The 11,749-nt window shown below is 67.2% G+C and carries 10 protein-coding genes and 1 pseudogene; 8 read left to right on the top strand and 3 right to left on the bottom strand.

Features of this window, described 5'->3' with window-relative positions:
* The first annotated feature begins 198 nt into the window (after positions 1 to 198).
* From priA to AC3WR5_RS19805, 4 genes are all read left to right on the top strand, one after another.
* On the top strand, positions 199 to 2,424 hold the full coding sequence (priA, locus tag AC3WR5_RS19820) for a replication restart helicase PriA (RefSeq protein ID WP_492486533.1): 2,226 nt from the start codon (positions 199 to 201) through the stop codon (positions 2,422 to 2,424).
* A 178-nt stretch (positions 2,425 to 2,602) separates the two neighbouring features.
* A complete protein-coding gene (locus tag AC3WR5_RS19815; protein WP_492486532.1) occupies positions 2,603 to 2,980 on the top strand; it encodes a glutaredoxin family protein in 378 nt (125 codons plus the stop codon).
* 4 nt (positions 2,981 to 2,984) lie between these two features.
* Complete coding sequence (locus AC3WR5_RS19810; RefSeq protein ID WP_492486531.1) at positions 2,985 to 3,254, top strand: hypothetical protein; 270 nt, start codon at positions 2,985 to 2,987, stop codon at positions 3,252 to 3,254.
* Positions 3,255 to 3,474: 220 nt separating this feature from the next.
* Positions 3,475 to 3,654, top strand: coding sequence for a hypothetical protein (locus AC3WR5_RS19805; RefSeq protein ID WP_492486530.1), 180 nt, complete (start codon positions 3,475 to 3,477; stop codon positions 3,652 to 3,654).
* A gap of 38 nt (positions 3,655 to 3,692) precedes the next feature.
* Here the strand turns inward: AC3WR5_RS19805 and AC3WR5_RS19800 are convergent, their stop codons facing one another.
* Positions 3,693 to 4,397: a hypothetical protein gene (locus AC3WR5_RS19800; RefSeq protein ID WP_492486529.1), complete on the bottom strand. Its 705-nt coding sequence runs from the start codon at positions 4,395 to 4,397 to the stop codon at positions 3,693 to 3,695.
* A gap of 526 nt (positions 4,398 to 4,923) precedes the next feature.
* A complete protein-coding gene (locus tag AC3WR5_RS19795; RefSeq protein WP_492486528.1) occupies positions 4,924 to 5,754 on the bottom strand; it encodes a nucleotide-binding protein in 831 nt (276 codons plus the stop codon).
* A 197-nt stretch (positions 5,755 to 5,951) separates the two neighbouring features.
* Here AC3WR5_RS19795 and AC3WR5_RS19790 point away from each other — a divergent pair, with 197 nt between their 5' ends.
* From AC3WR5_RS19790 to AC3WR5_RS19775, 4 genes are all read left to right on the top strand, one after another.
* The gene (locus AC3WR5_RS19790) at positions 5,952 to 7,091 is read left to right on the top strand and encodes a sensor histidine kinase (protein ID WP_492486527.1); all 1,140 of its coding nucleotides are present in this window, start codon (positions 5,952 to 5,954) and stop codon (positions 7,089 to 7,091) included.
* Positions 7,088 to 7,816 carry a LytR/AlgR family response regulator transcription factor gene (locus AC3WR5_RS19785; RefSeq protein ID WP_492486526.1) on the top strand — a complete coding sequence of 243 codons (729 nt, stop codon included), beginning with the start codon at positions 7,088 to 7,090 and terminating at the stop codon, positions 7,814 to 7,816. The genes AC3WR5_RS19790 and AC3WR5_RS19785 overlap by 4 nt, the downstream gene beginning before the upstream one ends.
* Positions 7,817 to 7,896: 80 nt before the next feature.
* The gene (locus AC3WR5_RS19780) at positions 7,897 to 9,093 is read left to right on the top strand and encodes an acyltransferase family protein (protein WP_492486525.1); all 1,197 of its coding nucleotides are present in this window, start codon (positions 7,897 to 7,899) and stop codon (positions 9,091 to 9,093) included.
* A 68-nt stretch (positions 9,094 to 9,161) separates the two neighbouring features.
* Positions 9,162 to 11,237 (top strand): ATP-dependent helicase, encoded by a 2,076-nt coding sequence (locus AC3WR5_RS19775; protein ID WP_492486524.1) that lies wholly within the window; start codon positions 9,162 to 9,164, stop codon positions 11,235 to 11,237.
* 15 nt (positions 11,238 to 11,252) lie between these two features.
* Here AC3WR5_RS19775 and AC3WR5_RS19770 read toward each other — a convergent pair.
* Positions 11,253 to 11,450, bottom strand: a pseudogene (locus AC3WR5_RS19770) (response regulator transcription factor); the annotation flags it as partial.
* Between the last annotated feature and the right edge of the window lie 299 nt (positions 11,451 to 11,749).

The following is an 11,749-nucleotide window of genomic DNA, read 5'->3' as shown; positions in this document are numbered from 1 at the left end:
TGTCGCAAAGCGCGCTGGATCAAGCAGTTAGCGCACGCCGATGAAGCTTTCCCACAAAGTTATCCACAGAAAACCTGCACAAGTGGGAAAGGCGTTTCCAATCATGGGCTTACGGCACCTTTCTCAAAACTGTCACAGAGATGACCTGCAAATGACGGAATGCCCGGGCTTGTGGACAACTGTGACGCTGGGTTCGTCATGTCCATGCCGCACATGACAGCGCCGGCCGACGGCGCCACGCAAGCGAGTGCTCACCGTGTCCGCGTGGCCGTCGAGACTCCCCAGCACGCCGGCATGGCCGATGTGCTGGACTACCTCGCCGAGGCCGAGCTGCCGCCCGGCACGCTGCTGCGTGTGCCGCTGGGCCGGCGCGAACTGCCGGGCGTGGTCTGGCCCGGCGAGCCCAGCGCAGAAGAAGCTGCCAACGCGCTGCCGGCCGGGCAACTGCGACCGGTGCGCGAGGCGCTGCTGGCGCTGGCGCCGCTGCCGCCGGCCTGGTGCCAGCTCGTCGAATTCACCGCACGCTATTACCAGCGCGCCATTGGCGAAGTCGCGCTGGCGGTGCTGCCGCCGGAATTGCGCAAGCTGGACAACACCGGCCTGGCCAAGCGCCTGAAGCGCCTGCACAAGCAGATGGGCCTGCCGGACCCGGACGCCAAGCCGAAGAAGCGCCGAAAGGCCGACCTGCAGCCCGAGCCGGAAGCCGTGCCCGAAGTGCCCGCTTCGCCGCCGCCCGTCCGCCCGGCCTTGACGATCGAACAAGCCGAGGTGCTGGCCCGGCTGTCGCCGCAGTTCGAGGCCGAGGCGCCGGCCTGCCACTTGCTGTTTGGCGTCACTGGCAGCGGCAAGACCGAGGTCTACCTGCGCGCAGCCGAGCAGGCGCTGGCCGCCGGCCGGCAGGCGCTGGTGCTGGTGCCCGAGATCAACCTGACGCCGCAGCTCGAAACCCGTTTCGCCGAGCGTTTTCCCGGCCGCCGGCTGGTTTCGCTGCACAGCGGGCTGACACCGGCCCAGCGCCTGCAGAACTGGCTCTCGGCGCACGAAGGCCATGCCGAACTGGTGCTGGGCACGCGGCTGGCCATCTTCTGCCCGCTGCCGCGGCTGGGGCTGATCGTCGTCGACGAGGAACACGACCCCAGCTACAAGCAGCAGGATGGCGCGCGTTATTCAGCGCGCGACCTGGCCGTCTACCGCGGCAAGCTGGAGCGCGCGCCGGTGCTGCTGGGCTCGGCCACGCCTTCGCTCGAAACCTGGCAGCACGCCCGCAGCGGCCGCTACCAGCTGCTGACGATGGCGCAGCGCGTGGGCCAGGGCGCACTGCCGGCCGTGCGTGTGGTCGACATGGCCAAGCAGCCCTCACCCGGCCAGGGCCAGGAGGCGCCGGCCCTGTGCCCGCCGGTGCTGGCGGCGGTACGCGACCGCATTGAGCGTGGCGAACAAAGCCTGCTGTTCCTGAACCGCCGCGGCTTTGCGCCGGTGCTGAACTGCGGCGCCTGCGGTTGGAAAAGCGGCTGCCCGCACTGCAGCGCCTGGCGCGTCTTCCACAAGCTGGACCGCACGCTGCGCTGCCACCACTGCGGCTTTGCCGAACGTGTGCCCAAGGCCTGCCCGGACTGCGGCAACCTTGACATCCAGCCGGTGGGCCGAGGCACCGAACGTCTGGAGGAACAAATCGCCACGCTGCTGCAAGGCGTGGAACGCCCCGGTGGCGGCGGCGTGCGTGTCGCCCGCATCGACGCCGACACCACCCGCCACAAAGGCAGCCTGGAAGAACAACTCGCTGCGGTGCATGCCGGCGAGGTCGACGTGCTGGTCGGCACGCAGATGATCACCAAGGGCCACGACTTCCGGCGTGTCACGCTGGTCGCCGCCGTCAACCCCGACAGCGCCCTGTTCGCCGCCGACTTCCGTGCCGCCGAGCGCCTGTTCGCCAGCCTGCTGCAAGCGGGCGGACGGGCAGGGCGAGACGCCGAGGCGGCCGCGCGCAGCGAGATGTGGGTACAGACCTGGAACCCGCAGCACGCACTGTTCGCCGCCCTGAAGGCGCACGACTTCACCGCCTTCGCCGCCAGCCAGCTGGCCGAGCGCGAAATGGCCGGCCTGCCGCCCTACAGCCACCTCGCGCTGCTGCGCACCGAAGCCCGCGAAGGCCCGGTCGCCGAAGCTTTCCTGCAGCAGGCGCGGGATGCCGCACAAGCTTGGCTCAAGACTCACGGCGGTGCCGACGTCATGCTCTACGCCCCGGTGCCACCGCCCGTCGCCAAAGTCGCCGGCCTGGAACGCCGCCAGATGCTGATCGAGTCACCGTCCCGCGGCGCGCTGCAGCGCCTGCTGGCGAACTGGCTGCCTGAGCTGCATGTGCTGCGCAGCTCGATGAAAGGCATTGCGCGCTGGGCGGTGGATGTGGATCCGTTGAGTATTTAGTCCAGTTGGCGACAGATTTTTAACATCTGGATACCCCATCATCCTGTGACAGGGGAAATCCCCCTATATGTAGGGATAGGGTTTGGTGGATGTGTGTCTAAACTGGATTTTGGTTTATGTAAAGAATGCGTTCAGAATTGATCTTGGCAGTAATGGTCAATAGCGCTTTGATGCTGCCATGAAAAATATCAAATCGGTTGCTGTATACGTTGCACTTTTGCTTGCCGGGCTTGCTGTGGGTTACGCGGTACCCCGTGTGCCATCATGGCTTCACAGGAATTACGTTGAAGGCGACTACTCGGCGTACTTCCACGACGAGCACACGCGAGTCATAGTTTTCGGTACAAAGAGTTGTAGCTTCTGCAAGCGCGCAGAGGCATACATGAAGACTCGGGGTATCACGTACGCTTTTGAAGATGTCGAAAGCTCACCAAGCTCTGCCGCGTCTCATGCCAAGCTGGGAATCGGTGGGGTCCCCGTTGTCATCATTGGCAACCGAGTCGTTCAGGGCTTTCGCCCGGATGACTACGCAGAAGCCCTGAGGCGTCTCAATTGAGAAAATGGTCTGGCCTTCCCGTGGAATTGAATATCGCGAAATCGATGGCGCGAGTCCAAATACCATCGAATTCAATAAAGGAGGTTATGTGAAGAAATGGATTTCCAAAGCGGCCGTGTTCATGTTTGCTGCCGCTGCGATGGTGGCTTTTGCCGAACCACCGCCGCTTGCTCGTTGTTACATGAATTGTGCCGCCAAATATGGGAAGACGGGGGTTGAGTATCCCGCGTGTATTGCTGATTGCGATGATATGTATGGGGAGTATCCGCTATAAAGTCAGTCAGGTAGCAAACCCAGCATCGCTGAAAATATTCAGAGGTTAAGCCTGTCGGTCGCCATTATGTGGCGCTCGGCAGTCTCCAAACTGCGGCTAGGAGCGCTGCTTCGCACCGAAGCCCGCGAAGGCCCGGTCGCCGAAGCTTTCCTGCAGCAGGCGCAGGAGGCCGCCCAGTCATGGCTGAAAGCCCACGGCGGGGCGGCGAACGTGATGCGCTATGCCCCCGGTGCCGTCGCCCGTCGCCAAGGTGGCATGCCTGGAACGTCGCCAGATGCTGATCGAGTCACCGTCCCGCGGCGCGCTGCAACGCCTGCTGGCGAACTGGTTGCCTGAGCTGCGCAGCTCGATGAAAGGCGTTGCGCGCTGGGCGGTGGATGTGGATCCGTTGAGCATTTGAGCGGCCGGTCACTGCCGCCGCATGACGCGTTGTCCACGCTAGTCGTACACATGCCCCGAGTCGCCGGTGATGTTGGCGCCCGGCGTCGGTGAACTGAGGATCACGCGGGCCTTTTTCAGGCTCAACTCGCCAGTCACCGGCACGCCATTGACCAGAGTGCCGCCCACCTGGTTGTAGCTGTTCATCAGCGCGCGCACCACCAGCTTCTGGCCGACCACCGCGTCGTAGACAGCGCTGAGCGTCACCTCCTGCTCGGCGTCCAATGCGTCTGGGCCGTACCAGAATGCGCGTGAGTCCTCGACCTGCACCATGGTCTCCAGGTACATGTAGCCGAAGTCCGGCGGCGGCGCCACAAGGCTGAGCTTGAGCTTCATTTTGGCGATGTAGCGGATCGGCGTGCCGTCCGCCAGGCCGGGCGCCCACGCAGTGACCGAGTCGCTGGAGTCCACCGAGGTCTGGCAGCCGAACCATTCGTTGTCGGCGCGAACCTCCCGGTGCAGCTTGAAGCTGCTGGGCATGAAGATGCCGTTGGAACCGCCGGCCTTGCAGTCCACCACGCTGCCATCGGCCGCAGTGCCGCCGGCGCTGATGGGCGTGTTGCTCAGGCCGTTGGTGGTGAGCGTGTTGCTCTCCCAGATTTCGGCACCATAGGCCCAGGCCGACAGGGAGGTGGCGGCGGCGTTGCAGGCACAGGCGAGGGAGATGGCTGCCACGAGGGCGTGGCGAACGAAGCGGTGCGACATGAAAAGTCTCCAGGTTGGCATGGGTGTGAAACCGCTTTACCAGCCGGGGAGTGCAGGCTATCAGCGCCGATGCCAACCCGCCAAGCCTCATTCAAGGGGGGGCGCGTCCGGGCCCTGGCTCACCCCCCGCTGCAACTGCGTGGTGCTGGGCAACTCCCTAAACCGCAACCGATGCGCCTGGCTGAACTTGCTGGCGTTCTGGAAGCCCCAGCGCAGCGCCACGTCTCGCACCGGCAACCGGGGTGCCCCAGCAGTTTGCGGCGGACAGTCTTGAGGCAGCTGCAAGGCGAGGCGCCGAGCTGGCGTTGAACTGGCGTACTGGGCTGCTGACGCTGAGGCAGGCCGCTTCGGTGATGTCCGCCAAGCCAATCGCGCCCTCTGCATGGGCGTGGATGTCGTCCATCGCCCGGTGCAGGCTGGCAATCCTGGGAGCGAGCCCGCCGCTCTGGCATTCCGCCGTGCGCGGCGCTGCTCCGAAATGCGCCCGAAATGCGCGGCTTGTGGCGCCGCGCCTTTGCAGCTTGGATCAGGCGGCCGAGCGCAGCGCGGTGAAGAACCGGCCCAGGCTCTGGCCCAGCCCCAGCATGGCGGGACCGTTTGCAGCCAAGGGGCTGCCCGTGGCGCCCAGCCGCGTCGGATGGCTGTGCTTGGGCACCGAGGCGGCTGGCATCGCCGTCCGCTCTGCGTGGCCGACTGCCAGCGACGTTTGCCGGCCCTGGGGCGCATTGTTCACCCAGTCCAGCAGACCTTGCCACTGCGCGAGGTCCGTGCGGACCTGTTCGGCGGGCAGGTCGAACAGGCTCAGGCCGTCTTCTGCGGTGCGCGGGTACACGCGGCTGTCGCGCAGCGCGCCCAGGCAGCACACCTGGTGGGACGTGGCCCACCGGTTCAGCAGCGCGATGTCGCGGCTGCGCGCATCCATGCGCATGCCGATCACGGCCAGCCGACAGCGACCCGTGGCCACGCGTGGCAGGCGCAGCAGCTCCGACAGGGACTCCGCGGCAGACTCCCGGTCGAACGCGCTGGGACTCACCGGTACCAGGATCATGTCGGCGTTCATCACCACCCTGGCCAGTTCCAGGCCGTGCATGCCACCGGGGGTGTCCAGCACGACATGGCTCACCCCGGGCGGCGGACGGCGCGCATTGCGGGTGTCCAGGGCCCAGGGCAGGATCTCGGCCATGCGCGCCAGCGGGTGCGTGGCACGGCGGCGCAGCCAGGCCAGCGAGGACTGCTGACGGTCCACATCGCCCAGCATCACCTTCAACCCGCACTGTGCAAAGTGGCCAGCGAGTTGGGTCGCAAGCGTGCTTTTTCCACTCCCGCCTTTGCGGTTGATGACGGCGACAACAGGCATGGTGGCTCTCGGTACGGGCGGGGCGAAGCGATTGATTTCAGCATCCGAGCTCCGCCGCAGGCGTGCCAGCGCGTTGCAGAACGCAACAAGCATGGCGGCAGGTGCCGGTGCTGCAACATCTGGAAGCCCGGCTTGCGTGGGCGCTACAGGTGAGACGGGGCGGTGCCGGCCCTGAGGGCGGTGATATGGTCCCGCGCATGTCGCCCGAGTCACCGGTCCTGCCCCCTGAGGATTTGCCGCAGACCCCCGCACCGTTGTCGCCGCGCGCGCTCTGGGGTGGCTACGCCGCCATCGTGCTGGTCGTCGGCCTGCTGCAAGGCCTGGCGGAACTGCAGCACTACCTGGAACGTGGCGGCCAGCACCCTTGGGAGCCGCTGCTGTGGGAGCTCAGCTCGGTCGTCTGCGTGGGGCCGCTGGGCGTGGCGGTCTATCGCTGGCATGCGCGGGCCTGGCAGCGGCTGCAGGACGGTGGCAGCCGGCTGGCGCTGCTGGGCCGGCATGTGCTGGGCGCGCTGGCTTATGCGGTGCTGCACGTGAGCGGCATGTTCGCGCTGCGCTTCGGCTTCTATGCCTTGATGGGAGTGGCCTACGAGCCCGGTGGGCCGTTGAAGGTCATGGCCTACGAGCTGGGCAAGGACCTGGTCACCTACACCGTGATGGTCGCGGTCTGCCATGGCCTCTTGCTGCTGTTTGCCGAGCAGCAGCGCCAGCGCGAGCTGGCCCGGCTGCGCGCGGAGCTGGCCGAGGCCCGGCTGGCGCGGCTGGCCGAGCAGATCCAGCCGCACTTCCTGTTCAACACGCTGAACCTCATTTCCTCTGTCATGTACGAAGACGTGCCGCGCGCCGACCGCATCCTCTGCGACCTGGCCACGCTGCTGCGCCAGGCGCTGGCGGCCGAGCAGGCGGGCCGGCATGCGCTGGACGAGGAGCTGGCGCTGGTGCAGCCCTACCTGTCCCTGATGCAGGCGCGTTTCGGCGAACGGCTGGTGGTGGAGATCGACGTGTCGCCGGCTGCGCGCATCTGCCAGGTGCCGGCGCTGCTCTTGATCTCGCCTGTCGAAAACGCCATCAAGCACGATGTGGCGCAAAGCAGCGGCCCGGTGCGTGTGACGGTGCGCGGCGAGCTGCGGGCCGGCCCGCGCCTTTGGCTGCAGGTGCAGAACAGCGGCGTGACGCCCACGCGTGACGAGCGCGAAGGCGCCATCGGCCTGGCCAACACCCGCGCGCGGCTGCAGGCGCTGTATGGCGACGCGGCCAGCGTCACGCTCGCGCCTGCACCCGGCGGTGGTGGCCAGCTCACCTTGGTCTTGCCTGCGCAAGGGGCGGTCGCCGCATGAAACTGCTGATCGTGGATGACGAACCACCGGCGCGCGCCAAGCTGCGCCGCCTGCTGTCGGACATGCCCGGCGTGACCCTGGTCGGCGAGGCGGCAGATGCCGACGAAGCGCTGGCGCTGGCCATCACGCACGCGCCCGATGCGGCGCTGCTCGACATCCAGCTGCCCGGCCGCAGCGGCCTGGAGCTGGCGCTGCTGCTGCCGCCCGGTGTGGTCTGTGCCTTCTGCACCGCGTTCGACCAGCACGCCGTGCGCGCCTTCGAGCTGAACGCGGTCGACTACCTGCTCAAGCCCTACACCGGCGAGCGCCTGGCCGAGGCCATCGCCCGCATGCAGCAGCGCCTCGCCGCTGCCGGTGCCGCCCCTCGCCGCGGTGCATTGCTCACCGCGCTGCAACAACTGCAGCCGCTGACGGGTGACTGGCTGGTGCCGCAGCGCGGCGGTGGCCTGCGCCGCCTGCCGCTGGCCGAGGTCGAATGGGTGTCCGCGGCGGACAACTACATCGAGCTGCACGCCCCGCCCGCCTGCCACCTGGACCGCCGCACGCTGGCCGAATTCCTCGCCCACCCGGCCGCCAAAGGCTTTGTGCAGGTGCACCGCTCGCATGCAGTGAACCCGGTGCATGTGCTGGGCATCGCGCCGCTGCCGCGCGGCGAGGCCCAGCTGACTTTGCGTTCCGGCGAGACGCTGCGGATTTCGCGCAGCTTCCGCGATGCTTTGAAGTAGATCCTCCAACTCGCCCCAGCCGCCGTCCACTTCGCCCCAGCGCGCTTGAGCGGCGCGCACCTGCCGGCGATGCTGGCGGCATGAACGCTACACCCCTCGCGCCACCTGCAGCCGGGCGCCTCTTTTTCCTCGACTGGCTGCGCATCCTGGCCTTTGCCCTGCTCGTGCCGTACCACGTGGGCATGTACTACGTGAGCTGGGACTGGCATGTGAAGAGCCCGCATGCCGGTGGCGCGATCGAGCCGCTGATGATGCTGACCTCGCCGTGGCGGTTGTCGCTGCTGTTCTTCATTGGCGGCGCGGCCACGCAGGCGCTGCTGCGGCGCCAGAGCGGGCTGGGCTTCGTGGGCCAGCGCAGCGGCCGGCTGCTGTGGCCGCTGCTGTTCGGCATGCTGGTCGTCGTGCCGCCGCAGGCCTATGTGCAGGCCCTCACGCAGCTGGGCTTCGTGGGCGACTACGGCGCGTTCATGCAGCGGTACCTGCAGGGCGGCAAGCTGTGCAGCGGCGCCAACTGCATTGACCTGCCGACCTGGAACCACCTCTGGTTCCTGCCCTACCTGTGGGTCTACAGCCTGATCGCCTGGGCCCTCGTGCGCTGGGCGCCGAAGCTGCTGGACGCTGCCGCTGCGCGCCTGCCTGTGGGGCCGTGGGGCCTGCTGTTGGGCCTGGCCTTGCCGACCATGGCAGCGCGGCTGATGTACGGCCTGTTCCCCTCCACCCATAACCTGACCTGGGATTGGTACAACCATGCGCAATACCTGTGGGCCTTCGGCCTCGGCATGGTGGGCGCGCGCGCTGGCGACCGGCTGTGGGCCGGCCTGCAGGCACAGCGCTGGCCGGCACTGGGCCTGGCTTTCGCCGGCTGGGCATTGTTGTGCCTCTATTTCTTCGGCCCCTGGCATGACCAGAAACTGCCGGACGGGCTGCTGACAGCCCAGCGCCTGCTGTGGGGTGCCACGCAGTGGTGGGCCATCGTCGCGGCCTGCGGTTTTGCGCGGCGCTGGCTGGACCATGACGGCCCGTGGCGCCGGCGCCTGACCGGCGCGGTCTTCTGCCTGTACGTGATGCACCAGACCGTGATCGTGCTGCTGGCCTGGTGGCTGCAACCGCTGGCGCTGCCGCCGGTGCCCGAAGGACTGCTGCTGATCGTGGCCACCTTCTCTGTCAGCGGCGCGGTGTACCTGGTGGCGCAGCATGTGCCGGTGCTGGCCGGGCTACTGGGCATCTCGCGGCGCAAGCCGCCGCAGGCGGGGCTGCTGGCCGGTTCGCTGGCCTGACCCGCGCACCCTTGCGCGCGGGTGGACGGGGCGGTTGGCTATGATCCGCGGCCACCCTGTCTGCCGCCATGTCCTCCGCCTCGCCTACCCCCCCGTCCACGCTGAATGCCGCCCAGATGGAGGCGGTGCACTACCTGAGCGGGCCTTGCCTGGTGCTGGCCGGCGCGGGCTCGGGCAAAACGCGGGTCATCACGCAGAAGATCGCCCGGCTGCTGCAGGCGGGGCTGCAAGCCAAGCAGATCGCCGCCATCACCTTCACCAACAAGGCCTCGCTGGAAATGCGCGAGCGGGCCAAGAGCCTGGTGGGCGCGCGGGCGGCGAAGGACTTGGGGATCAGCACCTTCCACTCCTTGGGCGTGCGCATGCTGCGCGAGGACGGCACCCGGCTGGGCCTGAAGGAGAAGTTCTCCATCCTCGATTCGGACGACGTGCTGGGCGTGATCCGCGACGCCGGCTCGTGCACCGACAACGCCATCGCCCGCAAATGGCAGTGGACCATCAGCCTTTGGAAGAACCAGGGCCTGGACAGCGATGGTGCGATGGCCGCTGCGAAAGACAGCGACGAGCAACTGGCGGCTCGCGTGATGAAGCTCTACGAAGAGCGGCTGGTGGCCTACCAGGCGGTGGACTTCGACGACCTGATCAGCATGCCGCTCAAGCTGATCCAGAAGATCCCGGAAGCGCGCGAGAAATGGCAGAACCAGTTCCGCCATGTGCTGGTGGACGAATACCAGGACACCAACGCCGTGCAATACGAGCTGCTGAAGGCGCTGGTGGACCACCCGGACGAACGCCGCCGCGGCATGTTCACGGCCGTGGGCGACGACGATCAGAGCATTTACGGCTGGCGCGGCGCGACCATCGAAAACCTGAAGCGCCTGCCCGAGGAGTTCCCGAACCTGAAGGTCATCCCGCTGGAGCAGAACTACCGCTCCACCTCGGCCATCCTGCGCGCGGCCAACGAGGTGATTGGCGGCAACCCGAAGATCTTCCCGAAGAAGCTCTGGAGCGACCTGGGCGAAGGCGAGCCGGTGCGCATTGCCGAGTGCGACAGCGAAGACCACGAGGCCGAGCGCACGGTCGCGCGCATCCAGGCGCTGATGGCGCAGGATCCGCGCATCAAGCTGTCGGACTTCGCGGTGCTCTACCGCACCAACTTCCAGGCCCGGCCCTTCGAGCAGAAGCTGCGCGCCGCGCAGATCGCCTACAAGGTCTCCGGTGGCCAGAGCTTTTTCGACCGGGCCGAGATCAAGGACCTGTGCGGCTGGCTGCGCCTGCTCGTGAACCAGGACGACGACCCGGCCTTCCTGCGCGCCATCACCACGCCCAAGCGCGGCATTGGCCACACCACGCTGGGCAAGCTGGGCGAGTTCTCCGGCAAGTGGAAGCTCAGCATGTTCGAGGCACTGTTCGCCGAGAGCCTGGGCGTGGCGCTGCCGGCCAAGGCCATCGACTCGCTGCACGAGTTCGGCCGCTACCTCAACGATCTCGAATACAAGGCCCGCACGACGATTGGCGCCGAGGCTGCCAAGCCGATGCTGCTGGAGTGGCTCAAGGAGATCGGCTACGAGCAGCACCTCTACGACAGCGAGGACAGCGAGAAGGTGGCAGCCGCCCGCTGGACCAATGTGCTGGACTTCATCGACTGGGTGGCCAAGCGCTGCGGCGGCGAGATCAGCCAGGACGGCGGCATGACCGTCGAAGGCGAGAAGAAAAGCGTGCTCGACGTGGCGCAGACCATCAGCGTGATCCTGAGCCTGGCCGAGCGCGGCGAGGAGCAGGACGTGGTGACGCTGACCACGCTGCATGCATCGAAAGGCCTGGAGTGGCCGCACGTGATCCTGGTCGGCATCAACGAAGGCATCCTGCCCTTCAAGAGCGACGCCGAGGACATGACGCCCGAGCGACTGCAGGAAGAGCGCCGGCTGATGTACGTGGGCATCACGCGCGCGCAGAAGACGCTGCTGTGCACGACGCTGCGCCGCCGCAAGAAAGGCCGCGAAACCGTGGCCGGCATTCCCAGCCGCTTCATCAAGGAGATGAAGCTGGACCTGGCCGGCAGCAAGGAAGACCCGAAGGAAAAGTTGAAGCGCATGCGCGAAGCGCTGGCCGCCAAGGTGGCAGGCGCGCCACCGCCTGCCTGATCCTTCCGCCTGCCTTCAATCCGCCAGCAGGCGCTGCTGGTGGGCTTCGTAGATGGCTTCCGCCTTCGAAGAGACGTTCAGCTTCTCGTAAATGCGCCGCACGAAGCTGCGCACCGTGAAGGGCGAGAGCTGCATCAACCTGGCAATCTCGTTGGCGGTGAAGCCCTTGGCCAGGTAGCCCAGCACCTCGCGCTCGCGGGCTGACAGGGCTGGCGCACCATCGTTCGCTGCCGCGGGTGTGGTCGGCGTGGGCGGCGCGATGGAGCAGGTCACCTGCGCGTCGTCATCGATGCTCACGACGATATTGCACGCCGCCCGCGGCCCATGCGCCGCGCGGCTCAGGTCCGATACCGCCTGCATCGCCGCGCACAGCGCTCTCAGGAAGCCGGGGTCGTTGCGGGCAGTGTCGAAGGCGGGCACGAAACCCTGCGCGGCATCGCTCCAGGCGAGGCGGTAGGCGTTACTCATTTTGGGGCTCCAGGGCAGTCGGCGGCATGGAATGGACTGTCGGG

This window comes from Ideonella sp. FW305-24, assembly GCF_058788035.1.
This window is presented reverse-complemented; position numbering and strand designations above follow the sequence as displayed.

Bases quoted from the DNA above. Each gene is read 5' to 3' on its own strand.
- priA (WP_492486533.1), top strand. From the start codon at position 199: ATGTCCATGCCGCACATGACAGCGCCGGCCGACGGCGCCACGCAAGCG.
- AC3WR5_RS19790 (WP_492486527.1), top strand. From the start codon at position 5,952: ATGTCGCCCGAGTCACCGGTCCTGCCCCCTGAGGATTTGCCGCAGACC.
- AC3WR5_RS19815 (WP_492486532.1), top strand. From the start codon at position 2,603: ATGAAAAATATCAAATCGGTTGCTGTATACGTTGCACTTTTGCTTGCC.
- AC3WR5_RS19810 (WP_492486531.1), top strand. From the start codon at position 2,985: ATGGTCTGGCCTTCCCGTGGAATTGAATATCGCGAAATCGATGGCGCG.
- AC3WR5_RS19780 (WP_492486525.1), top strand. From the start codon at position 7,897: ATGAACGCTACACCCCTCGCGCCACCTGCAGCCGGGCGCCTCTTTTTC.
- AC3WR5_RS19800 (WP_492486529.1), bottom strand. From the start codon at position 4,397: ATGTCGCACCGCTTCGTTCGCCACGCCCTCGTGGCAGCCATCTCCCTC.
- AC3WR5_RS19805 (WP_492486530.1), top strand. From the start codon at position 3,475: ATGCCCCCGGTGCCGTCGCCCGTCGCCAAGGTGGCATGCCTGGAACGT.
- AC3WR5_RS19795 (WP_492486528.1), bottom strand. From the start codon at position 5,754: ATGCCTGTTGTCGCCGTCATCAACCGCAAAGGCGGGAGTGGAAAAAGC.
- AC3WR5_RS19775 (WP_492486524.1), top strand. From the start codon at position 9,162: ATGTCCTCCGCCTCGCCTACCCCCCCGTCCACGCTGAATGCCGCCCAG.
- AC3WR5_RS19785 (WP_492486526.1), top strand. From the start codon at position 7,088: ATGAAACTGCTGATCGTGGATGACGAACCACCGGCGCGCGCCAAGCTG.